Genomic DNA, 22,375 nt, shown 5'->3' with positions numbered 1-22,375 from the left:
GGGAGTGGTAGGCCGCGTTTTATACGCGGCAAATTACAGCTGAAAGCTTATGGCTTACAGCTTTTCTGTCATCCAGGACTCCAGAATTAATTGCGCCGAGACCGCATCCACGGCGTCCTTGCCCAGGGCCTTGTAGCCACCGGCTTCAAACAGGCGGGCACGGGCGTCGGCGGTGGTCAGGCGCTCGTCCTGTAATTCCACCGGCAGGCCGAAGCGGCCATGCAGCCGGTTGGCGAACTTGCGCGCGCGCCGGCTGATGTCCTGCTCGGTGCCGTCCATGTTCAGCGGCAGCCCCACCACCAGCAGTGCCGGTTGCCATTCTTTCAGCAGGTTTTCAATCTGCTGCCAGTTGGGTACACCATCACTGGCCTTGAGTGCCAGCAGCGGCCGGGCGGTGGCGGTGAGCTCCTGGCCCACCGCCACGCCGATGCTTTTCAGGCCATAGTCAAAGCCCAGCAGAGTCCGGCTCATGCATGACCTACCTGGGAAGACAGCTGGCGCGAGTCGATGCCGAGGCGGCCAATGGCCTGATGCCAGCGCTGACCGATGGGGGTATCGAAAATCAGGCTGCTGTCGGCGGGCACCGTCAGCCAGCTGTTTTCCACCAGCTCCTGCTCCAGCTGGCCCGGGGTCCAGCCGGCGTAACCCAGCGTGACCAGATATTTCTCCGGCGCGTCGTCGGTGCCCAGGGTTTCCAGTACATCCCGTGACGTGGTGACCATCAGGTCGTCGGCCAGCATTTGACTGGAATTAAACCCTTCCACCGGCGTATGCAGCACAAAGCCCCGGTCAGCAGCCACAGGACCGCCCTGCAATACAGGCTGATCCAGTTCGGGTATATCCTCGGGCGTCAGCTCCAGCTGATGCAGCAACTCGTGCAGCTGCATATCAACCGGAATATTTATCACCAGCCCCATGGCACCTTCTTCATTGTGCTCGCAAACATAAGTGACCGAGCCGGCAAAAAAAGGATCCCTGAGGCTGGGCATGGCAATCAGAAAATGGTGTTCCAGTGAATCCATGATCTCTCTGTTTGGTTCAGGCCGAAGCGGTTACCTGCCTCGGCGCAGTGAGTGTTACTGTCAGGATAGCCGTTTTTCAATGGCGTCCATCAGCATGCCGGTAATGTTGACCGGATAAGCGGCCTCTATCTCCCGTACACAGGTGGGGCTGGTGACGTTCACCTCGGTGAGCTTGTCGCCGATAATATCAAGCCCCACAAAGATAAGCCCTTTGGCCTTGAGTACCGGGCCCAGGGCCTCGGCAATGCGACGGTCGCTGTCACTTAAGGGGCGGGCTTCGCCCCGGCCGCCAGCGGCCAGATTGCCACGGGTCTCGCCGCCCTGCGGAATGCGCGCCAGGCAATAGGGCACCGGCTCGCCATCCACCACCAGTACCCGTTTGTCGCCGTCTTTAATGGCGGGCAGGTAGGTCTGCACCATGCAATAGCGGCTGCCGTGCTCGGTGAGGGTTTCAATGATCACGCCCAGGTTGGGATCGTCTTGTTTTACGCGAAAGATGGAGGCACCGCCCATGCCGTCGAGGGGCTTCATGATGATGTCTTTGTGCTCGGCGTGAAAGGCGCGAATGTCGGCAGCACTGCGGGTGACCAGGGTGCTGGGCGTGTGCTCGGCAAACCAGGCGGTGTAGAGCTTTTCATTGGCGTCACGCAGGCTCTGGGGCTTGTTGACGATAAGCGTTCCTTCGCTTTCTGCCCGCTCCAGCAGATAGGTGGCGTAGATAAACTCGGTATCAAAGGGCGGATCCTTGCGCATCAGGATCACATCCAGGCTGTGCAGCGGGGCCAGTGTGGGCGCTTCCAGGGTGTACCACTGACTGGCATCTTCTTTTACGGTAAGCGGTGCCATACGGCCATAGGCTTCGCCGTCGCGCAGACTGAGATCGCTCATTTCCATATACCAGAGTTCATAGCCCCGGCGCTGGGCCTCCAGTAACATGGCAAAGCTGGTGTCTTTTTTGATGGTAATGGACTGGATAGGGTCCATCACGATTCCCAGTTTAATGGTCATGCGAGATCTCCAAATCGGCATTGCAGGGCAGTAATGGCAGTGAGTGCGGCAGTTTCGGTGCGCAGCACCCGGGGGCCAAGGAGTATATCAATAAAGTGGTGATCGCGGGCGGCGACAATTTCTTCGTCCGACAGCCCGCCTTCTGGGCCAATCAGCAGGCGCACGCCGTGCTCGGGAGCGGGGAGGGTGTTGACGCTGTATTCGGCGCGCGGATGCAGGTTGAGCTTGAGCTCATCAGTATTTTCTGCCAGCCAGTGTTCCAGTGCCATGGCCGGGCGTATTTCGGGAATGCGGTTGCGGCCGCACTGTTCGCAGGCAGCAATGGCGATTTTTTGCCATTGCTGAATTTTCTTTTCAAGACGTTCGCCGCCCAGTTTGACACCACAGCGGCTGGAAAACAGCGGCGTGATCACATTCACGCCCAGCTCCACTGACTTCTGAATGGTGAATTCCATTTTGTCACCGCGGCTGATCACCTGACCCAGATGAAAATGCAGCGGCGATTCCACGTCATCGGCGCTGAACTCACCAATACGCACTCGCACGGTTTTTTTACCGGCCTCGATAATCTCGGCGGCATACTGGCCACCTTGCCCGTTGAACAGCACCAGTGCCTGGCCGGCCTGCATGCGCAGTACCCGGCCCACATGGTTGGCACCGTCTTCAGACAGGCTCAGCTCTCGTCCGCTGACAAGCTCACCCGGCTCATGGATTCGGGGTATACGCATAGTGTTTGCATTGCTCCTGAACAAAGGGGTTATGGTTACCCTGAACCCGGTTAATACGGTGATCCCGTTCACATTCCCAGTTGCTGGCGGGATATTGCCGGTTCCAGGCTTCAAACAGCTTAAGCTGCTGCGAAGCAATTTTCAGCCGGTATTGCTGCTGCATATAGAGATAGGTGCGGGCAATGGCACCGCGGCTTTCACCGGGCGGCGGTTGTACTTTGCGCCCCTTGAAGTCTACCAGCATTTGGCAACGGCCATATTGCACCGGCTTGCCGTTCCATTCAGAAAAGCGGTAGTTGGAGCGATCACCGTTCACTTCACCGATGGCCGGCACCAGGTTATGCAGGTCGCCTTCCATTTGCTTGAACAGCGTGTCCTTACTGGTGCAGTTTTTGCGACCGCCCTGCTGCCAGCACTGACGCTGATGGCCAAACTCCCAGGCGGGCACCACATGCTCCCACTCAATGCGGTTGGCCCGGCGCTCCTGTTTACGTACCTTATAGCCGCAGCTTGCCAGATCCGGCACCAGTTTTTTGCCTTGTGTTTGAATGTTGCACCCGCAGTAAAAGGTGGTGGGGTGATCCTTGTATATTTCCGGTGCCACTTTTTTGGCCTGGCGAAACGACAAGGCTTCGCCATAAGCCAGTGAGGAGCACAGGCTCAGAAACAGAATAAAATAGCGCACGACTCAGTATTGTTATGTTGTTTGTGCGCGCAAGCTTACCACCGGCGGCGGGGCCGGGAAAAGGGGACAAGAGCGACAGAAATTAATCCCGCATCAGTGGCTGGTTGCAGTGAATGCACTGATAGCGTTTTTGGCCGCGCAGCACGCTGTTGTGCCGGCGCAGACTGAGCTTGTGAATACGGCAATTGCACCGGTAGGTAAAAACCGGTGAGGCTTTTTCGGTGTTGAGCTGGTGCCGGGTGCGGGGCTCGAGGCCGAACACATTGAGCATGATGGCCTGCCATTCCCGGCCATGGGGCTTCACCTTGCCATGGAGGGCAAAGGCCACCAGGTGAGCCACCTCGTGAGGCACGATTTCCGTGAGAAACGCCTCGGCGTTATCGGCCAGCAATACCGGATTAAAACGCAGCTCCCAGCGCTCCAGCCAGGCGGATCCGGCAATACGGCCGCGCTGATTGAATCTCACCTGTGGCGGATCAAATTCCCGGCCGGTGTGGCGGGCGGCCAGGGTCAGGCACTCGGTGACTTTGTCTTGAACTTGCTGAAAAAGAGAATCGTCGAGTTTCATATTTGTATAACGGTAAGCCATAAATTGGCTCCGAGCTTACACACGTTGCCAAAAGGGATCGCACTGCGAAACCTCAGCGAGGTTGCGCTCCGCCGACACGCTTCAAGTACCTCCATGTAACGCTCGAAAATGCCATCCCTGGCATTTTATGGTCGGCTACGGCAATCCCCACTGCTGCTTCGTGCAACATCGGCGCTGTCTGTTTGCAGTCAGTCAGCTCCGAGTGAATATAGGAGGGCAAAGGGTGTCTGCTTCGCCATGCCCTTCATCACGGCGTGCCGGCGAAGCAGTGCGCTTTGACCGACGATGGTGCATGGCTCTGCAAGCGAATAAAAAAGGGGAAGCGAATGCTTCCCCTTGATGCTTACTTGAGGCCGGCGGCGTCGCGCAGCAGGGCGGCCTTGTCGGTGGCTTCCCAGGGGAACTCGTCCCGGCCGAAGTGACCGTAGGCGGCGGTGGCCTGGTAGATGGGACGGTTCAGGTCCAGCATCTGAATAAGGCCATAGGGGCGCAGGTCGAAGTGCTCGCGCACCAGAGCGTCGAGCATTTCTTCCGATACTTTGCCGGTGCCAAAGGTTTCCACGCTGATGGAAGTGGGCTCGGCCACACCGATGGCGTAGGACACCTGAATTTCACAGCGGTCGGCCAGGCCGGCGGCGACGATGTTCTTGGCCACATAGCGGGCGGCGTAGGCGGCGGAGCGGTCCACCTTGGACGGATCCTTGCCGGAGAAGGCACCGCCACCGTGACGGGCCATGCCGCCGTAGGTATCCACGATGATCTTGCGGCCGGTCAGACCACAGTCACCCATGGGGCCGCCGATAATGAACTGGCCGGTGGGGTTGATGTGGTACTTGGTGTCCTTGCTCAGCCACTCGGCGGGCAGCACCGGTTTGATGATCAGCTCCATCACGGCTTCGCGCAGGGTGGCCTGATCAATATCCGGGCTGTGCTGGGTAGACAGCACCACTGTGTCTATGCCTACGGGCTTGCCGTCGTCGTAAACGAAGGTGACCTGAGACTTGGCGTCAGGGCGCAGCCAGGGCAGCTCCTTGGCCTTGCGCACATGGGCCTGGCGCTTGACCAGACGGTGAGCGTAGGTCACCGGGGCGGGCATCAGCACATCGGTTTCGTTGGAAGCGTAGCCAAACATCAGGCCCTGGTCGCCGGCACCCTGAGCGTAGGGGTCCTTGTCTTCCCGATCCACGCCCATGGCGATATCGGGAGACTGCTTGCCAATGGCGTTAAGCACGGCACAGCTTTCGCCGTCAAAGCCCATTTCCGAGCTGGTGTAGCCAATGTCGCGCACGGTGCGGCGTACCAGATCTTCAATATCGACCCAGGCGCTGGTGGAAATTTCACCACCTACAATCACCATGCCGGTTTTGACGAAACTTTCGCAGGCCACCCGGGCCTTGGGATCCTGCTTGATAATGGCATCGAGGACCGCATCGGAGATCTGGTCGGCAATCTTGTCGGGATGACCTTCGGACACGGACTCGGAGGTAAACAGTCTGGCCATGTTACTTCGCTTCCTGAAAATGTAATGAATTTGGCGTTGCCAATAGCCGCACAAATGGCGGTATTAACATCTGGACGGCTATTCTAGATAGGCGAGGGCATGATTGCCAGAAAAATGTGACCGGCTCTGCGCGTACCGCTTGTGGCGAGGGAGAATAATTTGCGCCCCTTCGCCGACTTTGGGACAATGGCCGCCGTTTTATTCACCCTTCCAATCAAGAATTTCTCAGGAGATGTCGATGCCTTCTCGTCAAGTGCTGGCCAATGCCGTGCGCGCGCTCAGTATGGATGCGGTACAAAAAGCCAATTCCGGTCACCCCGGTGCCCCCATGGGCATGGCGGATATCGCCGAAGTGTTGTGGCGTGATTATCTGAAGCACAACCCGGCCAACCCTAACTGGGCCGACCGCGATCGCTTTATTCTGTCCAACGGCCACGGCTCCATGCTGCTGTATTCCCTGCTGCACCTGTCCGGCTACGAGCTGTCCATCGACGATCTCAAGCAGTTCCGTCAGCTGCACTCCAAGACCCCCGGTCACCCCGAGTATGGTTATGCGCCGGGCGTGGAAACCACTACCGGTCCGCTCGGTCAGGGTATTACCAACGCCGTGGGCATGGCCATTGCTGAAAAAGCACTGGCGGCTCAGTTCAACAAGCCCGGCCACGAGGTGGTGGATCACTTCACCTATACCTTCCTGGGCGACGGCTGCCTGATGGAAGGCATCTCTCACGAAGCCTGCTCTCTGGCGGGTACCTTAGGATTGGGCAAGCTGATTGCCTTCTGGGATGACAACGGTATCTCCATCGACGGTGACGTGGACGGCTGGTTCAGCGACGACACCCCCAAGCGCTTTGAAGCCTACGGCTGGCAGGTGATTCCCGCGGTGGACGGCCACGACAGCGCTGCCGTGGCCGCTGCCATTGAGGCTGCTCGTGCCGATACTTCTCGTCCGACCCTGATCTGCTGCCGCACCGTGATCGGCTTTGGCTCTCCCAACAAGGGCGGCAGCCACGACTGCCATGGTGCCCCCCTGGGTGAAGATGAAATTGCCGCCACCCGCGAGCAGCTGGGCTGGACCCATGCTCCCTTTGAGATCCCCGCCGAGGTGTACGGCGAGTGGGATGCCAAGGCCAAAGGTGCCGAGCAGGAAGCGGGCTGGAACGCCAAGTTTGCCGCCTACGCCGCCGAATTCCCCGAGCTGGCCGCCGAGCTCAAGCGTCGTCTGAACGGTGAGCTGCCCGCCGACTGGGCCCAGCAGAGCGCCGACTTTATCAAGGGTCTGCAGGCCGCGCCGGCCAAAATTGCTACCCGTAAAGCCTCTCAGAACGCCCTGGATGCTTTTGGTGCCATTTTGCCCGAGCTGCTGGGCGGCAGTGCCGATCTGGCGCCTTCCAACCTGACCATGCACAAGGGTTCCAAGGCCATCAGCGCCGAAGACGCCGCCGGCAACTACCTGCACTATGGTGTGCGTGAGTTCGGCATGAGCGCCATCATGAACGGCATCGCCCTGCATGGCGGTTTTGTGCCCTACGGCGGTACCTTCCTGATGTTTGTGGAATACGCCCGCAACGCCGTGCGCATGGCTGCCCTGATGAAGCAGCGTTCCATCTTTGTTTATACCCACGACAGCATAGGTCTGGGTGAAGACGGCCCCACTCACCAGCCGGTAGAGCAAATCGCCTCTCTGCGCCTGACCCCCAACATGAGCACCTGGCGTCCTTGTGATCAGGTGGAGTCTGCGGTGGCCTGGAAACACGCCATCGAGCGTAAAAACGGCCCCACCTCGCTGATCTTCTCCCGTCAGGGTCTGGGTCAGATGGAGCGTACCGAGGCCCAGCTGGCCGACGTGGCCAAGGGTGGCTATGTGCTGCGCGACTGCGCCGGCACGCCGGAGCTGATTCTGATTGCCACCGGCTCGGAAGTGGAGCTGGCCATGGCTGCCGCCGAGCAACTGACTGCCAAGGGCCGCGCCGTACGCGTGGTGTCCATGCCGTCCACCGACGTGTTTGACGCCCAAAGCGCCGACTACCGTGAAAGCGTGCTGCCTGCCGCCGTGACCAAGCGTCTGGCGGTGGAAGCCGGCATTCGCGACTTCTGGTTCAAGTATGTGGGCTTTGGTGGCGACATCATCGGCATGACCAGCTTTGGTGAGTCGGCCCCGGCCGGTGATCTGTTCAAGCTGTTCGGCTTTACCACCGAGAACGTGGTGGAAAAGGCCGAGGCCCTGCTGGGTTAAGCGTAAAGACACATCAATAAAAAACCGGCGCAAGCCGGTTTTTTTATGCTTGTTATTGCGCCAGCCAGTTCATCAGGGCATCTTCCGGCATGGGCCGGGCCAGCAAAAAGCCCTGGCAGGCCGGGCAATTCATGGCCAGCAGCTGGTTGTGCTGGGATTCGGTCTCTACCCCTTCGGCAATGACAGACATATTGAGCTCACGGGCCAGCTGCAGAATGCAGGCAATAATGGCCTTGTCACGCGGGTTGCTGTCTACATTGCGAATAAAGGATCTGTCCAGTTTCAGTTCGTCCACCGGCAGCTCTTTCAGATAGGCAAAAGACGAATAACCGGTGCCAAAGTCATCAATGGACAGATTAAGCCCCAGCCGTTTCAGGCGCATCATGCGGGTGCGGCTTTCGGTAAGGCTTTCCAGAATCACTCCTTCGGTCATTTCCAGCGTCAGCCGGTTGCGGCAGGCGGGGTATTGCTGCAGCAGGCTTTCCAGCCGGGCGACAAAGTTGGCGCTGTGAAAGTGCCGGGCACTGATATTAACGGATAAGCGGGCCGGCCCTGTGCTGGTGTCATGCCAGTGCTGCAGCCGTTCACAGGCCTGCTGCAGCACCCAGTTGCCGATGTCGCAAATCAGCGAGGTTTCTTCCGCCACCGGAATAAAGTGCCCGGGGGGCACCGGCGGCTTGCCCGGCGGCTGCCAGCGCAGCAGAGCCTCGGCCCCCACAACGGTTTGATCCGCCAGTTGTGCCTGCGGCTGAAAATGCAGCTCCAGCTCGTTATTGGCCAGGGCCAGCTGCAGATCATTGGTCAGCTGCAGCCGTTCCCGCACTTCTTCTGCCATCTCCTGGCTGAAGAACACATGGCTGCCCTGAGCAATGCGTTTGGCCATGTGGGTGGCGGTATCGGCCTGGCGCAGATATTCGTCAAGGTTTACCCCGGTAGCGGGAAACAGGCTGATGCCGGCACTGATGCTCACATGCAGGCGCAGCCCGTTCAGTTCAAAGGGAATGGAAAACAGCTCCTGCAGGGCATTGGCCAGCTGCTCGGCCCGGGTTTTGGTGGCAGAGAAGCCATGACCCAGCCGGGGCAGCAGCAGCACAAATTCGTCGCTGGCCATGCGCGCCAGACTCACATCGTCATATTTTTCGCTGAAACGCTGAAGGCGCTCGGCCACCTTGATCAGCAGTTCATCGCCAATCATATAGCCAAGGGAGTCATTGATGTTCTTGAAGTCGTCAATATCAAGCAGCAGCAGGGCCCCCCGGCTGGACTCATGCTCGGCCAGCGCCACCGTATGGCTGATATGCTCCACCATAAAACGGCGGTTATGCAGGCCCGTCAGCTCATCGAAATAGGCCATTTTTTCAATGCGGTCGCGGTTGGTCTTGTGCTCGGAAATATCCTCGATATGACAGACATAATGGGTAATGCCCAGGCCATCCTGCATCTGACAAATCCGCAGAATAACCGGCAGCGCACGGCCATCGGTACGGGCCAGGCACTGTTCACCCTGCCACCAGCCCTGGCTGCGAAGTGTCTCCATGATGGTGCTGGTATCTGTCATGCCCGGCGCGTTATGACGTAAAGACTGTACGGGAGTACCCACCAAGGTTTCCGGCTCGGTGCCGCACATACGGCCAAACGCCTGGTTGGCTTGTTGTACCAGCATATTGGCACTGGCAATAAAGATACCTTCCCGGGTTTCAAAAGCGGCCGCAGCCACCATCAGGTTTTCCTGATCTCTGCGATGGCGAAACTCGGCAGTAATACGAGGCTTGAGCCGGGTAAGCAGGTTATTGAGCCAGTTGGTATTTTCCAGAGGCTGTGCAAACAACAGCACCAGAATGCCGAGAGGCTGATCCTGTTGATCGCTGACTGATAATCCTGCATAGGCTTCAAAGCCCAGCTCGGTCAGCATCTTGTCTTCAGGAAAACGAGACGCCAGGTCCCGCGTATAAATACAGATATCATGCCCTTGCTGCCGGCTGAAAGCGCAGGGAGTCCCCTCAAGATGATAATGAAAGGCCGGTTGCAGCTGTTCCTGGCGATAACAGGCAATGGCATGGACCCGCTCGGCAGCAGGGTGCTGCAAGCCGGCCAGTACCATGCTGGCACCGGTGAGGCTGGCCAGCTGCAGCATCAGCTGGTTAAAAAAATCCTGTCCGGTGTACTGACACAGCAGTGGCATCAGCCGGGTCATCATGTCGTCGGCACACAGCCGGGATGAAGGCAGAACCGGCGTCTGCTCCAGCACGCCGGCAATTTTTCCGGCCAGCGCGGCCACAAATTGCATGGTGGCGGCGGGTATGGCGGTGTGAGGCTGGGTATATTCCAGACTGAGCAGGCCGCCCGGTCCTGTACTGAAGGGGAGGGGAACATCCAGCCGATGACGAATACCGTCACCGGCCAGGTAATCAAAGGCCCCCAGCAGCGGCTGCTCGGCGCAGTTGCTGAAGCTGAGTCCTCCACGCTGGTGCAGGGTGCGCCAGTAACGGCGATCGGCCCGCACCGGCTGCAGAGCAAAGGGCAGGCCCTGGCTGTAGAGCGGGCGCAGCAGCTCTTCTGTGTCGTAATGACGCCATAAAATAATGCGGTCAGGCTGAAGTTCGCTGGTAAGCAGATCCAGCAGCTCGGGCAGTTGTGCGATGGCGTCCTGGGAGGAAGTGTGCCACTGATGCTGCAGCTGCCATTCCAGGATCCCGAGCCGGTCAGTCTGCTCGCGGGCACCAAGACGAACACTCAGTAACCAGTGGCCGGCATCCACTGGTGCCAGATGACATTGCCAGCGCTGACCCGCTACGGTCAGTAATAAGTAGCTGGCCTGTCCCTGAGCCAGTACTTGTTCCAGACGCTGTGCATCTTGCTGGCCAAGGGCTGGTTGCAGCTCAGCACCACGAAAGACAAGTCCGGCCGGCAGTGGCGTAAGGGGGTAAAGATGGCAGCGGGAGTCCAGTCTGAAAAAGCACGAATTGTGCTTGGCCTGAGGTAGCGCAGGCAGTGACATTATTATTGCGTCCTTGTACTGATAAGCCGGCTGGAGACCTTATGGTGTAACTGATGGAAGTAATTGTAAAGCATTACCAAAGACGGCAGCTTTCTTGTTAAATAAGATTTTGCTAATTTAATTTGGTCTTGTATTATTGTGAGTACGTCGATAATCGGGAAATTGTGATGACCATCGTTAATTTTACGCCGCTCAGTGCCCTGGGTGGCGGGTTGTTAATTGGTTCGGCTGCACTGATATTACTGCTGGTAGGCGGACGTATTGCCGGCATCAGCGGCATAGTGGCCGGCATCGGTTCTCAGCCTGATAAAGGCTGGCGGCTGGCTTTTGTGGCCGGTCTGGTGGCTGTGCCTATGCTGATATTTGGCCTGGATCTGGCCGAAGCCTATTCACTGCAGGAATACTCGCCCTGGCGACTGCTGCTGGCGGGCCTGCTGGTGGGTATTGGCACCCGGCTGGGTAATGGCTGCACCAGCGGTCATGGCATTTGTGGCATGGGCCGGTTATCACCCCGCTCCATTATTGCCACTTTGATGTTTATGGCAGCGGGCATTGCCACTGTTACGCTGCTGGGCCTGGGAGGTTAATCATGTTGCATTTGGTTGCATTGCTGTCGGGTGCTTTGTTTGGCGCGGGTTTGCTGCTCTCAGGTATGATGAACCCGGATAAGGTACTGGGCTTTCTGAATGTATTCGGCCAGTGGGATCCCAGTCTGGCATTGGTGATGGGCGGTGCCCTTGCCGTGTTTGCGCCCGGTTACTGGTGGTGGAAAAAGCAGGGCCGTACTCAGTGTGTATTGGGCGAGCCACTGCCCAAGGTGCCGCCGGCGCGTTTTGATTATAAGCTGGTGCTGGGCGCACTCTTGTTTGGTATTGGCTGGGGCCTGGCCGGCATTTGTCCGGGGCCTGCAATGGGCATGCTCGGCAGTCTGCAATGGCAAGCCGGTCTGTTTGTCGCCGCCATGATTGCGGGGTTCTTTCTCGTTGGCCGGCTGCAAAGAGCATAAAATTCAATTGCTAGGTTGGGATTCGCGACGCTCATTGCCAACCCTGCTGACAGGCAGCAATCAGGCAACGCCGATATTGCACGAAGCAGCAGTGGGGATTGCCGAAGCCGACCGTCACATGCCATGGACGGCATGGGGCGAGCTTTGCTCGCCATGACGAATTAAAAAAGCCTGACCGAACATTAGTTATGTTCGCAGCAGGCTTTTTTAGTGAGTGGCCTTTACCGAAGCGTGGCGTGAAGCGCAACCGCGCTGTTGCTTCGTATTGCGCTCGCTTCGAGCTTTAAAGTTGTTTCAGGTGCTCCAGCACCACTTCGTGGTGATCCTTGGTCTTGAACTTGTTGAATACCCTGGCAACGGTGCCGGCTTCGTCAATCAGAAAGCTGATGCGGTGAATGCCGTCATATTCCTTGCCCATAAACTTTTTGGGCCCCCAGACGCCAAAGGCGTCGGCCACAGCATGGTCTTCATCAGACAGCAGGGTGAAATTCAGCTCATCCTTTTCTTCAAACTTTTTCAGCCGGGCCACCGGATCCGGGCTGATCCCGAGCACGACTACGCCGAGCTTCTCAAGCTCTGCACGGCTGTCGCGCAGGCCGCAAGCCTGCACCTTGCAGCCCGGCGTCATGGCTTTAGGATAAAAATACACCAGAACTTTCTTGCCACTGAAATCGCTCAGGCTTACGTTCTGGCCGTTTTGATCACAAAGGGTAAAGGCCGGTGCCTGCGAGCCTTCCTGCAGATAAGTCATTTGCTGCTTCCTGTGGTTGGTTTGCGTTTTAAACGAAAGCTGTGCTGCTTGCATTCCAGCTCTGTGCACAGCGAGTTGAAAGTCGTGGTGGCCTGTTCATCATTCAGCTGCTCTGGCAGGTTGAGCTGAAAATGGGCCTGAAACAGGCCGCTTAGCTCTCCGGTAAGCGTTCGGTTCTGCATGGCCTGAATATCCCAGCCGATATCACTGAAAAACTGAGTACAGCGATTCACTATGCCCGGACGATCGGCCAGCATGATTTCAGCATCGGCGCTCAGTACATAACTGGGCTGGCTCAGCACCTGAGTACGTTTCATCATGGTGATCAGCTGCTGGCTCTGCCCAAACAGCGGCAATGTGGTTTCCAGCCGGGTGATCTCATTCCAGCTGCCCGACAGCAGCAGAATAAAGGTAAATTCATTGCCGAAGATACCCAGCCGGCTGTCTACGATATTACAGCCACAATCGGAAACATGGCGGGCCACTTCATTAACAATGCCTGCTCTGTTTTCGCCTATGGCGGTCACCACAAGATGATGGGTCATCGGCTGTCCGGGAATCATGAGAATGGTAAGATTCGGCATGTTAGCATAAAAGCCGGTTGGCTCCAGTGCCCGTCTTGTATTAGGGTAGGGCCGAACCAAGTAAACTTAAGGGCATGGATCAAGCGTGAAAGCACCAACAATGATGATAAGCCTGCTGGCCGTAACCGTGCTGGCCGGCTGCAGTAACCCGGAAACCCGCAGCCAGGCTAACCGTGACTTTGATTATGAAAGCGAGACCTTACGCAGTGCTCCGTTAATGATTCCTCAGGGGCTGGAAGCGCCACGCTTCAATACCGAATATGTGATTCCCGAAAACGGCACCTCCGGCGCCACCGGCAAGAGCCTGGATATACGTCCCCCCACTCAGGTGCTGCCGCTGGTGAGAGGTTCTGAAATCATGGCAGACGGCACAGGCCTCTGGTTTTATCAGCAGCAGCTGGATCAGCCGCTGGAGCAGCAGCTCAGTCAGGCGCTGGCCGACTTTTTTGATGCCACCGATGCCAAACACAGCCGCGTGAACAATGGCTTTACCAGCAGTGGTAAGGTGATAGGTGCACCCGAGCAGCAATTCAGCTGGCAGCTGATGCCGGACCCGGTGCGCCGGGCCGTGGCCGTGCAGGTGCAGGCCACCGAGGGTGCCGATGCGTTGTTACAAGACCGTCAGCGTGCCGAGGCCTCCATGCTCAATGCCTTCTCGCTGTCTTATCAGCAGTCATTGAGCCGCCAGCAGGAGCTGCTGGATCAAAGCCCCATCAGCCTGACTCTGGACAGTGAGCAGCAGCGTCTGGTGTCGGTGCAGAGCTACGACCGTACCTGGAAGCGACTGATAGTACTGCTGCCCAAGCTGGGTTTTGATATCAGTAACCGCCAGCAGGCGCTGGGTTATGTGGATGTGGAGTTTGACGGTCTGAGCAAGGGAGACTGGCAGGATCTTAACCTGCCGGCCCTGAATATTCCTGAACAGGAATACCGCATTCAGCTGGGGGATCTGGGTAACCGCACCAGCCTGAGCCTGAGTAACAAAGATCGCGAGCCGGTCGCTGCCGAGGTGCTGAGCGAGCTGGCTGCCACGCTGACGCCCGCCTTTGAACGGGCGGATCTGGCACGATAACCCCTTCGGGGAGCTGTCAGCCGTAAGCTGTCAGCTGTAAGTGGTGTTGCCTGAAAGCCAAGGCTTAAAAAACGGGCAGCGGTGTTGAATGTGATGCCGCTGTTCTCCCATTCCCCAGTCACTATTCCCCAATCCCTCAACAGAATGAACCCCATTAAGCAAGGCTTTGTGCTGACCCGCCACAGCCGGGATCGTCATGGCCATACCGAACTTTACTACTGGCTGTGCACACCAGACGGGCCGGCACGGCTGACGGTGCGTGGCGAGCGGGCGTTGCTGATGGTGCCGGTAGCGGAACGGAATCAAGCAGAAACGGCACTGGCAGGGGTTGAGTATGAATGGGCTGAACCCGGTCTGAAAAACTTTGCCCACCAGCCGCTGGCAGTCCTTTATTTCAATACCATAAGCAGTCAGGCTCAGGCTGTGCAACGGCTGCAGGCCGCCGGCACAGAGGTGCTGGAGTACGATTTCAGGCCTCATGAGCGCTACCTTTTCAGCCGGTTTATTCGCGGCAGTGTGGAATTTACCGGCCAGGTCCGTCAGCATCAGGGCATACAGCAGGTGGATAATGCCCGGCTTCGCACCGGCAGCTGGCAACCGCGTTTTCGGGTGTTATCGCTGGATGTGGAGTGCTCGGGTAAGGGAGAACTCTATTCCGTGGGCCTGTATGGCGGCGGGCTTGCCCGTGTGATCATGATTGGTGCGTCCGAGCCCGCCACAACCGATACCGGAACCGATATACGCTGGGTACAGGATGAGCGGACACTGCTGCAGGCCCTTGAAGAGGAGCTGAATCGTTACGATCCCGATATTCTCATCGGCTGGAACCTGGTCGCCTTTGATCTTCGGCTGCTGTTAAAGCGGGCGGCTCTGCATGGACTTCGGCTCAGGCTGGGGCGGGGCGGAGAAACCGCCTTTGTGCGGGAGCGCGCCCATACCGGTCAGGTATTTATCACTCTGCCGGGCAGGGTGGCCATCGACGGCATAGAAGCCCTTAAAACCGCCTGTTATCAGTTTGACAGCTTCAGTCTGGAGTCGGTAGCGCAAGCCCTGCTGGGTCGTGGCAAGCAAACCGAGAATGTGGCCGACCGCCTTGGCACCATAATGCGTGACTTTCGCCACAACAAGCCCAAACTTGCCGCCTACAACCTGGAAGACTGCCGCCTGGTGTGGGATATTTTTGAACACACGCAAGTGCTCGACTTCTTGCGCCTGCGCAGCTGGCTGACCGGCCTTGAGCTGGACCGCGTCGGCGGCTCGGTGGCGGCCTTTGTGCAGGTGTATCTGCCCCACTTGCACCGGGCCGGTTTTGCCGCCCCCAACCTGCCGGCAGGCGGCGGGCTGGCCAGCCCCGGCGGTTATGTGATGGACTCACACCCCGGACTTTATCGTCATGTGCTGGTGCTCGACTTTAAAAGCCTGTATCCGTCCATTATTCGTACCTTTCGTATTGATCCGCTGGGGCTGATCACCGGTCTGACCGAACACGATGCCATTCCGGGTTTTCGGGGAGCACGCTTTTCCCGTACTCATCATTTTTTGCCCGACATTATTGCCGGTCTCTGGCATGAGCGTGATCAGGCCAAACGCAGTAAAGATGAGCCCCGCTCCCAGGCTATTAAAATATTGATGAACTCCTTTTACGGCGTGCTTGGCTCCGGTGGCTGCCGTTTTTATGATACCCGGCTGGCCTCATCCATTACCTTGCGCGGCCATGAGATTATGCAGCAAAGTGCTCACTGCATTGAGCAGCAAGGCCATAAGGTTATATATGGAGATACTGACTCTGTGTTTGTGTGGCTGCAGGGGGACCATGATGAAGCCTCGGCCAGTCGTGAAGGAACACGTCTGGCGGCGCTGGTGAATGCGCACTGGCAGGGCTGGCTGCAACAGGAGCTGCAGCTGGACAGTTATCTGGAGCTGCAGTTTGAAAGTTATTTTTCCCGCTTTTTTATGCCCACCATTCGCGGGCGGGAAGAAGGTTCCAAAAAGCGTTATGCCGGGCTGCGGCTGCAACAAGGTGCAGCGGGACTGGTGTTCAAGGGGCTGGAAACAGTGCGCTCCGACTGGACGCCACTTGCACGGGCGTTTCAGACCGAACTATTCCGGCTGGTATTCAATGATGAAAACCCGGGCGATCTTGTACAACGCACTCTGAGCGAGATACTGAGCGGAGAGCGTGACGAAGAGCTGGTGTATCGCAAGCGGCTGCGCCGGCCCCTGGCGCAGTATGTGAAATCCCAGCCGCCTCAGGTACGCGCCGCCCGGCTGGCAGACGAGCATAATGCCAGGCTGGGAAGGCCGTTACGCTATCAGCGTACGGGTGTGGTGGCTTATGTGATCACGGTTAATGGCCCGGAGCCGGCAGAATACCGGCAGTCGGCCATTGATTATCAGCACTATGTGGACAAACAACTCAAGCCGGTAGCCGATGCCATTCTGCCTTTTGTGGGCCTTAGTTTTGAAGGCATTACCGGCCGCCAGCTGGGGCTGTTCTGAACGTGCAGGGATTAGTCCCCAGTCCCTAGTCCCTGTCTTTTTTATCTTCAGGATGATATTCCCCCGGAGGCACGCCCCAGTCATCCTCTTTTTCGTCTTCGTCTTTCCATTCGCGCAGTTTCATTTTGTCGCGGTTTTTCTGCACGCTTTTCTCTACCTGTTTGGTGTCCTTGAGGGCGCTGACAAACAGGCCCACCACGAATAGCAGGGGCAGGGTAATCCAGAGCCAGGTGCTCATGGTGAATTCCTCATTGATAAATGTAACGGGCGAAAAGTTCGTCCAGCATATTAAGAATATGCGGCTTGCCCTTGATGGGCTGAGCCGCTAATGCCGGTGCCAGCAGAGCAGGAGTCAGCTGTTGCTGATAACGCTTAGACAACGGTTGATAGCTTAAGTGCCAGGGCTCGGCCCCGATACTGCCGGCCACTGCATAAGGCAGATAAAAGCCAAAACGGTACATATTGGCATTCAGCCATTGGCTGAGGGGATAAAAATAGCCATTCGGCGCATATTCCCAGGGCTCCAGTTGCAGTTTACCGCCGGCAGGCAACAGGGTCGGATCGTAAATATCCAGATCCGTGCCCCAATGATGCCGGCTGGTGCCGGGCAGGGCACTCCAGCGTAAGATAGCATGAATACGCTCAGGCTCTGATAACGCAAGGGCATTGAGCGGGCGGCTGTCTTCATCCAGCAGTGGCCGGCTGCCGTCAAACTTGCCGTTCCAGATGGCAAGCTGGCGCGCAAAGCCACGAAAGCTGGACGCCGGCACCAGGGTAAAGCCGGCACCGGCCGCCGCTGCCTGCATGGCCACAAAGGCGTCTCTGGCTTGCGGTTGCAGCCGGTGGCCCGGCTCGGCAAGGGGCACCAGATGGCTTTCATTCAGGCCCAGCAGGCAGTCGCTGATCATGCCAGCAGGCGCTCCAGAATGCCTTCATACATATCGGTGAGCTGCTCCAGATCGGCAATTTTCACGCATTCGTTGAGCTTGTGAATGGTGGCATTGACCGGACCCAGCTCAATCACCTGCGCGCCGGTTTGAGCAATAAAGCGGCCGTCTGAGGTGCCGCCTGTGGTCAGCAGTGCCGGTGCCTGATGGCGCACTGCCTGCACGGCACCCACGGTGGCGGTGAGCAGATCGCCGGTGTCGGTCAGGAACGGCTTGCCGTTCAGCAACCAGTCAATGTGATAATTCAGGCCATGAGCGTCCAGAATGCTGTGCACCCGCGCCTTGATCTTGTCTTCGTCGAGCTCGGTGCTGAAGCGGAAGTTGAACTGTACCTTCATCTCGCCCGGAATCACATTTGACGCCCCGGTGCCGGCGTGAATGTTGGCAATCTGAAAGCTGGTGGGCGGAAAGTAATCGTTGCCTTTGTCCCACTCAATGGCAGCCAGTTCAGCCAGCGCCGGTGAGCCTTTGTGCACCGGGTTGTCGGCCAGGTGCGGGTAGGCCACATGACCCTGCACCCCTTTAATGGTCAGATCGCCGGTCAGGGAGCCGCGGCGGCCGTTTTTCACCACATCACCCACTTCATGAGTGGAGGAAGGCTCGCCCACCAGACACCAGGTAATTTTTTCGTTACGGGCTTCCAGGGTGTCTACCACCCGGGTGGTGCCGTTAATAAAAGGGCCTTCTTCATCACTGGTGATCAAAAAGGCAATAGAGCCCTTGTGATCGGGAAAGCGGGCCACAAAGCGCTCGGTAGCCACCACCATGGCGGCCAGTGAGCCTTTCATGTCGGCGGCACCCCGGCCATGCAGATAGCCTTCAATTTCAGTGGCGTCAAAGGGAGGCGTGTGCCACTGATCCAGCGGTCCCGGCGGCACCACATCGGTGTGGCCGGCAAAGCAGAACAGCGGGCCTTCGGTGCCGCGGCGGGCCCACAGGTTGGTGGTGTCTTCAAACACCATGGTTTCCAGATTAAAGCCAAGCTTGGCCAGGCGCTCTCCCATCAGTTCCTGGCAGCCTTCGTCTTCAGGCGTGACCGAAGGGCGATTAATCAGATCTTTGGTGAGTGCCAGCACGGCAGAGTCAGTCATGTTTTTCCTTAACGTATTATTGGTTGAACAAGCTGGCATACAGCTCAGGTTTAAAACCAAGATGAAGCTCGCCGTCAATGTTCAGCAGCGGGCGTTTGATCATGGCAGGCTTGGCCAGCAGCAGGGCGGCTGCGGTATCTGGGCCAAGCGTGGCTTTTTGTTCATCGCTCAGCGCCCGCCAGGTGGTGCCGCGCTTGTTGACCAGCGCCTCATGACCCAGCACACTCAGCCAGTGGTCCAGTTGTGCCGGATCCAGCCCGTCAGCACGATGGTCTTTAAAGTGGTAGTCTACGCCGGCCTGTTCCAGCCACTTGCGAGCTTTTTTGACGGTATCGCAGTTTTTGATGCCGTAAAGAATCACGGTCATGATGTTGTCTTCCTGAAAGGGTGAACGGAATTTTGTCACTTAACACCCAAGGCTGCAACCGGGCCGGATAATGGTGAAAATCCGCTGGCGCATGGCGGCTGCTTTGGGTAGTGTTAGCGTTTTTTCGAATTCCGTCACCGCCGCTGCAATATCAGTAAGGCTGATATTGTCTTGCATGGCTTTTCATTCGCTTTGCCTTAACAAAAGAGGGGAAAGGCTTGGAACTCAAGGAATACTGGAGCGACAGCTATCACTCCGGTGATTTTAAACTGACGCGCATCGGCTTTGTGGCCATTCGTTTTCGCTGGCTGGTGATGTTATTGATTGGTGGCATTGCCGGCTGGATTGCGGTGGACTGGTGGGTACTGGATTCGGCACACTTTCAGCTGATCTGGAAAATCAGGCTGATCACCGGTGCCATGCTGACCCCTTTGCTGCCCCTCAGCTATTTATGCAAGCTGAACCGGCGCTGGATGTTTGCTTCCCTTTATTTTCTGCTGGGCGTGTTGCTGATTTTTAACTTTGTCAGCTTGTGGAGCTTTCGCGACGGCACGCCCATTCCCATCGGTTATATTGCTTTTCCTTATTTTCTGCTGGCACTGCTGAGTGTGCTGCCGCTGCCGGTCAAATCCGGTCTGAGAGTGGCACTGATGGTGATTGTCTGTGTACTGGCAACGGATTACTGGCTGGATTCCCGCAGTCTGAATAACGGTGCACTACTGGATCGATTATGGCTGCTGATTTGTTTCAGTCTGGCCATGATCTGGGTGCAGGCCGGCCAGTTACGCATGTTGCTGGATTTATACCGGGAGTCTACCCGGGATCCGCTGACCCGCTTAATGAACCGGCGGCTGTTTCTTCGTCAGCTGGAGCAGGTTCAGCAGGAGCAGCCGGGCAAGCCATTTACGCTTATTCTGTTCGATCTGGATAAATTCAAGCGCATCAACGATGAATATGGCCACCTGATGGGTGATGAAGTGCTGGTAAGAGTAGCCACCACCCTGGGAGATATTTTTGGCTCAGAGGCCATCATGGCCCGCTATGGCGGGGAAGAGTTTATGGTGCTGCTGCCCGATACACCGCTGGAGCAAGGATTACGCCAGGCCGAAACATTACGCCTGGCAGTCGAATCCCAGCCGGTAGAAAATCCGCTGGGTGAGGAAGAAATTACCGTGACTCTCAGTGCCGGTGTGGTGCAGGGCGATCATCACAGTGAACTGCAGCAGTTGCTGAACCGGGCCGATGAGGCGTTGTATGAGGCTAAACGCAGTGGTCGTAACTGTATACAAGCGGCGGCGTGATTAATAAGCCCTTTGAGTGGTGGTTTGTATACGAGGCTTGGCTTATACTGCTTGCCAAGCCCCCGTACTGTAATTACCACTCATGACTTTCCTGCGGAAAAATAACTAAGCGAGATGTCTATGCCCCAAGACCATCAGGACAAACGTGCCCTTTACATCCCCTATGCTGGCCCTGCGCTGCTTGAAACTCCCTTGCTGAACAAGGGCAGTGCGTTCACCAAGGAAGAACGGCTGGCATTTAACCTGGACGGTCTTCTTCCTAATAATATTGAAACCATCGAAGAGCAGGTCGAGCGGGCCTACAAGCAGTACTGCGGGTTTCAGAATAATCTCGATAAACACATCTATCTGCGCAACATTCAGGATACCAACGAAACCCTGTTTTATCGTCTGGTAGAAGATCACCTCACCGAGATGATGCCCATCATCTATACCCCGACTGTGGGGCAGGCCTGTGAGGAGTTCTCCAATATCTATCGTCGCGCCCGGGGTCTGTTTATCTCTTATGCCGATAAAGACCATATCGACGACATTCTGCAAAACGCCACCAAGCGTAACGTTAAGGTGATTGTGGTTACCGATGGCGAGCGCATTCTGGGCCTGGGTGACCAGGGCATTGGCGGCATGGGCATTCCCATTGGCAAGCTGTCTTTGTATGTGGCCTGTGGCGGCATTTCTCCGGCTTATACTCTGCCGGTGGTGCTGGATCCGGGTACCAATAACCCGCAGCTGCTGAAAGATCCCATGTACATGGGCTGGCGCAACCCGCGGGTCACCGGCGAGGAATACGAAGAATTTGTCGATGCCTTTATTCAGGCAGTGAAACGTCGCTGGCCGAACGTACTGCTGCAGTTTGAAGACTTTGCCCAGAAGAACGCCATGCCGGTGCTGAACCGTTATAAAGACGAGCTGTGCTGCTTTAATGATGACATTCAGGGCACCGCCGCCGTGACCCTGGGTTCACTGATTGCTGCCTGTCAGGCCAGCGGCAGCAAACTGTCCGATAAAAAGGTTGCTTTCCTGGGTGCCGGCTCCGCCGGTTGTGGTATTGCCGAGCAGATAGTGGCGCAGATGAAGGCCGAAGGCCTGTCTGATGCCAAGGCCCGTGAGCGGGTCTACATGGTAGATCGTTTTGGTCTGCTCACCGACAATATGCCTAACCTGGTGGACTTTCAGCGCCCGCTGGCCCAGTCTGCGGAGAACTTGCAGGACTGGACCGTGGCCGGTGACAATATCTCGCTGCTGGAAGTGATGCAGAACGCCAAGCCCGATATTCTTATCGGTGTTTCCGGACAGCCGGGTCTGTTTACCAAGGAAGTGGTGCAGACCATGCACGCCCACTGTGAACGTCCCATTATCTTCCCGTTGTCCAACCCCACTTCCCGGGTTGAAGCCACGCCGGAAGAGATCATTAACTGGACCGACGGCAAGGCGCTGGTCGCCACCGGCAGTCCCTTTGCACCGGTAGAGTACAAAGGGACTCTGTACGAGATTGCCCAGTGCAATAACTCCTACATCTTCCCCGGCATTGGTCTGGGGGTACTGGCCTGTGGTGCCAAGCGGGTGACCGATGCCATGCTGATGGCATCCAGCCGTGCTCTGGCCGCCTGCTCGCCGCTGGCGAAAAATGGTGAAGGTGCCTTGCTGCCGCCGCTGGGCGAGATTCAGCAGGTAAGCCGCCAGATTGCCAAAATGGTTGCCAAAACCGCTCAGTTGCAGGGCCATGCGCTGCAGATTTCCGATGAGCAGCTGGATAAGGCCATTGAGTTCAACTACTGGACTCCGGAATACCGCCAGTATCGCCGCGTTTCTTTCTGATCACGCCGGCTTATATTGAATAACGGTGAAAAGGCATGCTTCGGCATGCCTTTTTTGTTTACCTTTGGCTCTTATTCATTCTGGATATGGCCAGCATATTGGTGATGTAAACCAGTTGTTTCGTTTATTTTGGAATTTTGTCATGCTATAACCGAATTGAAATCAGGACCAC

Annotated in this window: 22 protein-coding genes; 7 read left to right on the top strand and 15 right to left on the bottom strand. The window is 57.2% G+C overall.

The genetic code is table 11. The annotated features are described in order from the left end of the window. Window positions 1–54: 54 nt before the first annotated feature. From ruvX to metK, 7 genes are all read right to left on the bottom strand, one after another. Window positions 55–471, bottom strand: a complete 417-nt coding sequence (gene ruvX / locus G364_RS0105140) for a Holliday junction resolvase RuvX (RefSeq protein ID WP_019934086.1) — start codon at window positions 469–471, stop codon at window positions 55–57. Then, window positions 468–1,022: a YqgE/AlgH family protein gene (locus tag G364_RS0105135; RefSeq protein WP_019934085.1), complete on the bottom strand. Its 555-nt coding sequence runs from the start codon at window positions 1,020–1,022 to the stop codon at window positions 468–470. The genes ruvX and G364_RS0105135 overlap by 4 nt, the downstream gene beginning before the upstream one ends. Window positions 1,023–1,082: 60 nt before the next feature. After that, complete coding sequence (gene gshB / locus G364_RS0105130) at window positions 1,083–2,030, bottom strand: glutathione synthase (RefSeq protein WP_019934084.1); 948 nt, start codon at window positions 2,028–2,030, stop codon at window positions 1,083–1,085. Next, entirely contained in the window at window positions 2,027–2,758 is a 732-nt protein-coding gene (rsmE, locus tag G364_RS0105125) for a 16S rRNA (uracil(1498)-N(3))-methyltransferase (protein WP_019934083.1), read from the bottom strand. The genes gshB and rsmE overlap by 4 nt, the downstream gene beginning before the upstream one ends. Beyond that, the gene (locus tag G364_RS0105120) at window positions 2,736–3,443 is read right to left on the bottom strand and encodes an endonuclease (protein ID WP_019934082.1); all 708 of its coding nucleotides are present in this window, start codon (window positions 3,441–3,443) and stop codon (window positions 2,736–2,738) included. The genes rsmE and G364_RS0105120 overlap by 23 nt, the downstream gene beginning before the upstream one ends. A gap of 82 nt (window positions 3,444–3,525) precedes the next feature. Beyond that, entirely contained in the window at window positions 3,526–4,032 is a 507-nt protein-coding gene (locus G364_RS0105115; RefSeq protein ID WP_019934081.1) for a SprT family zinc-dependent metalloprotease, read from the bottom strand. Between the two features lie 343 nt (window positions 4,033–4,375). After that, entirely contained in the window at window positions 4,376–5,533 is a 1,158-nt protein-coding gene (gene metK, locus G364_RS0105110; RefSeq protein WP_019934080.1) for a methionine adenosyltransferase, read from the bottom strand. Between the two features lie 238 nt (window positions 5,534–5,771). On the opposite strand from metK, the gene tkt reads away from it, so the two are divergent. Further along, window positions 5,772–7,769: a transketolase gene (gene tkt / locus G364_RS0105105; RefSeq protein ID WP_019934079.1), complete on the top strand. Its 1,998-nt coding sequence runs from the start codon at window positions 5,772–5,774 to the stop codon at window positions 7,767–7,769. A gap of 52 nt (window positions 7,770–7,821) precedes the next feature. Here the strand turns inward: tkt and G364_RS0105100 are convergent, their stop codons facing one another. Continuing rightward, complete coding sequence (locus G364_RS0105100) at window positions 7,822–10,767, bottom strand: putative bifunctional diguanylate cyclase/phosphodiesterase (RefSeq protein WP_019934078.1); 2,946 nt, start codon at window positions 10,765–10,767, stop codon at window positions 7,822–7,824. Between the two features lie 167 nt (window positions 10,768–10,934). Here G364_RS0105100 and G364_RS0105095 point away from each other — a divergent pair, with 167 nt between their 5' ends. Both G364_RS0105095 and G364_RS0105090 read left to right on the top strand, forming a co-directional pair. Continuing rightward, a complete protein-coding gene (locus G364_RS0105095) occupies window positions 10,935–11,354 on the top strand; it encodes a YeeE/YedE family protein (protein WP_019934077.1) in 420 nt (139 codons plus the stop codon). A gap of 2 nt (window positions 11,355–11,356) precedes the next feature. Beyond that, complete coding sequence (locus tag G364_RS0105090; protein ID WP_019934076.1) at window positions 11,357–11,773, top strand: DUF6691 family protein; 417 nt, start codon at window positions 11,357–11,359, stop codon at window positions 11,771–11,773. 283 nt (window positions 11,774–12,056) lie between these two features. Here G364_RS0105090 and bcp read toward each other — a convergent pair whose 3' ends face one another. Beyond that, window positions 12,057–12,524 carry a thioredoxin-dependent thiol peroxidase gene (bcp, locus tag G364_RS0105085; RefSeq protein ID WP_019934075.1) on the bottom strand — a complete coding sequence of 156 codons (468 nt, stop codon included), beginning with the start codon at window positions 12,522–12,524 and terminating at the stop codon, window positions 12,057–12,059. Beyond that, window positions 12,521–13,069, bottom strand: a complete 549-nt coding sequence (locus G364_RS0105080; protein ID WP_019934074.1) for a glycine cleavage system transcriptional repressor — start codon at window positions 13,067–13,069, stop codon at window positions 12,521–12,523. Before G364_RS0105080 ends, bcp begins: the two co-directional genes overlap by 4 nt. Window positions 13,070–13,193: 124 nt before the next feature. On the opposite strand from G364_RS0105080, the gene bamC reads away from it, so the two are divergent. Beyond that, a complete protein-coding gene (gene bamC / locus G364_RS0105075; protein ID WP_245541384.1) occupies window positions 13,194–14,180 on the top strand; it encodes an outer membrane protein assembly factor BamC in 987 nt (328 codons plus the stop codon). A 144-nt stretch (window positions 14,181–14,324) separates the two neighbouring features. Next, entirely contained in the window at window positions 14,325–16,679 is a 2,355-nt protein-coding gene (locus G364_RS0105070) for a DNA polymerase II (protein WP_019934072.1), read from the top strand. Between the two features lie 25 nt (window positions 16,680–16,704). On the opposite strand, the gene G364_RS0105065 is transcribed toward G364_RS0105070, so the two are convergent. From G364_RS0105065 to G364_RS17165, 5 genes are read right to left on the bottom strand one after another with little or no spacing between them, the layout of a single operon-like run. Then, on the bottom strand, window positions 16,705–16,917 hold the full coding sequence (locus G364_RS0105065) for a hypothetical protein (RefSeq protein WP_019934071.1): 213 nt from the start codon (window positions 16,915–16,917) through the stop codon (window positions 16,705–16,707). A gap of 10 nt (window positions 16,918–16,927) precedes the next feature. Continuing rightward, window positions 16,928–17,587 (bottom strand): M15 family metallopeptidase, encoded by a 660-nt coding sequence (locus G364_RS0105060; RefSeq protein WP_019934070.1) that lies wholly within the window; start codon window positions 17,585–17,587, stop codon window positions 16,928–16,930. Then, window positions 17,584–18,717, bottom strand: coding sequence for a succinyl-diaminopimelate desuccinylase (gene dapE, locus G364_RS0105055; RefSeq protein ID WP_019934069.1), 1,134 nt, complete (start codon window positions 18,715–18,717; stop codon window positions 17,584–17,586). Before dapE ends, G364_RS0105060 begins: the two co-directional genes overlap by 4 nt. A 16-nt stretch (window positions 18,718–18,733) precedes the next feature. Further along, window positions 18,734–19,084, bottom strand: coding sequence for an ArsC family reductase (locus tag G364_RS0105050; protein WP_019934068.1), 351 nt, complete (start codon window positions 19,082–19,084; stop codon window positions 18,734–18,736). Window positions 19,085–19,123: 39 nt separating this feature from the next. After that, window positions 19,124–19,261, bottom strand: coding sequence for a hypothetical protein (locus G364_RS17165; protein WP_019934067.1), 138 nt, complete (start codon window positions 19,259–19,261; stop codon window positions 19,124–19,126). A 41-nt stretch (window positions 19,262–19,302) separates the two neighbouring features. Between G364_RS17165 and G364_RS0105040 the strand changes: the two genes are divergently transcribed. Beyond that, window positions 19,303–20,385, top strand: coding sequence for a GGDEF domain-containing protein (locus G364_RS0105040; RefSeq protein WP_019934066.1), 1,083 nt, complete (start codon window positions 19,303–19,305; stop codon window positions 20,383–20,385). A gap of 120 nt (window positions 20,386–20,505) precedes the next feature. Next, the gene (locus G364_RS0105035; protein ID WP_019934065.1) at window positions 20,506–22,203 is read left to right on the top strand and encodes an NAD-dependent malic enzyme; all 1,698 of its coding nucleotides are present in this window, start codon (window positions 20,506–20,508) and stop codon (window positions 22,201–22,203) included. Window positions 22,204–22,375: the final 172 nt, after the last annotated feature.

Source organism: Oceanimonas smirnovii ATCC BAA-899 (assembly GCF_000381965.1).
GTDB lineage: Bacteria > Pseudomonadota > Gammaproteobacteria > Enterobacterales > Aeromonadaceae > Oceanimonas > Oceanimonas smirnovii.
This window is presented reverse-complemented; position numbering and strand designations above follow the sequence as displayed.

What these genes read in the sequence shown, in the direction of transcription:
- bcp (WP_019934075.1), bottom strand. Translation starts at nt 12,524, where the DNA reads ATGACTTATCTGCAGGAAGGCTCGCAGGCACCGGCCTTTACCCTTTGT.
- G364_RS0105090 (WP_019934076.1), top strand. Translation starts at nt 11,357, where the DNA reads ATGTTGCATTTGGTTGCATTGCTGTCGGGTGCTTTGTTTGGCGCGGGT.
- G364_RS0105080 (WP_019934074.1), bottom strand. Translation starts at nt 13,069, where the DNA reads ATGACCCATCATCTTGTGGTGACCGCCATAGGCGAAAACAGAGCAGGC.
- G364_RS0105050 (WP_019934068.1), bottom strand. Translation starts at nt 19,084, where the DNA reads ATGACCGTGATTCTTTACGGCATCAAAAACTGCGATACCGTCAAAAAA.
- dapE (WP_019934069.1), bottom strand. Translation starts at nt 18,717, where the DNA reads ATGACTGACTCTGCCGTGCTGGCACTCACCAAAGATCTGATTAATCGC.
- tkt (WP_019934079.1), top strand. Translation starts at nt 5,772, where the DNA reads ATGCCTTCTCGTCAAGTGCTGGCCAATGCCGTGCGCGCGCTCAGTATG.
- G364_RS0105060 (WP_019934070.1), bottom strand. Translation starts at nt 17,587, where the DNA reads ATGATCAGCGACTGCCTGCTGGGCCTGAATGAAAGCCATCTGGTGCCC.
- G364_RS0105065 (WP_019934071.1), bottom strand. Translation starts at nt 16,917, where the DNA reads ATGAGCACCTGGCTCTGGATTACCCTGCCCCTGCTATTCGTGGTGGGC.
- G364_RS0105115 (WP_019934081.1), bottom strand. Translation starts at nt 4,032, where the DNA reads ATGGCTTACCGTTATACAAATATGAAACTCGACGATTCTCTTTTTCAG.
- ruvX (WP_019934086.1), bottom strand. Translation starts at nt 471, where the DNA reads ATGAGCCGGACTCTGCTGGGCTTTGACTATGGCCTGAAAAGCATCGGC.
- gshB (WP_019934084.1), bottom strand. Translation starts at nt 2,030, where the DNA reads ATGACCATTAAACTGGGAATCGTGATGGACCCTATCCAGTCCATTACC.
- metK (WP_019934080.1), bottom strand. Translation starts at nt 5,533, where the DNA reads ATGGCCAGACTGTTTACCTCCGAGTCCGTGTCCGAAGGTCATCCCGAC.
- G364_RS0105070 (WP_019934072.1), top strand. Translation starts at nt 14,325, where the DNA reads ATGAACCCCATTAAGCAAGGCTTTGTGCTGACCCGCCACAGCCGGGAT.
- G364_RS0105135 (WP_019934085.1), bottom strand. Translation starts at nt 1,022, where the DNA reads ATGGATTCACTGGAACACCATTTTCTGATTGCCATGCCCAGCCTCAGG.
- G364_RS0105100 (WP_019934078.1), bottom strand. Translation starts at nt 10,767, where the DNA reads ATGTCACTGCCTGCGCTACCTCAGGCCAAGCACAATTCGTGCTTTTTC.
- G364_RS0105095 (WP_019934077.1), top strand. Translation starts at nt 10,935, where the DNA reads ATGACCATCGTTAATTTTACGCCGCTCAGTGCCCTGGGTGGCGGGTTG.
- rsmE (WP_019934083.1), bottom strand. Translation starts at nt 2,758, where the DNA reads ATGCGTATACCCCGAATCCATGAGCCGGGTGAGCTTGTCAGCGGACGA.
- G364_RS17165 (WP_019934067.1), bottom strand. Translation starts at nt 19,261, where the DNA reads ATGCAAGACAATATCAGCCTTACTGATATTGCAGCGGCGGTGACGGAA.
- G364_RS0105035 (WP_019934065.1), top strand. Translation starts at nt 20,506, where the DNA reads ATGCCCCAAGACCATCAGGACAAACGTGCCCTTTACATCCCCTATGCT.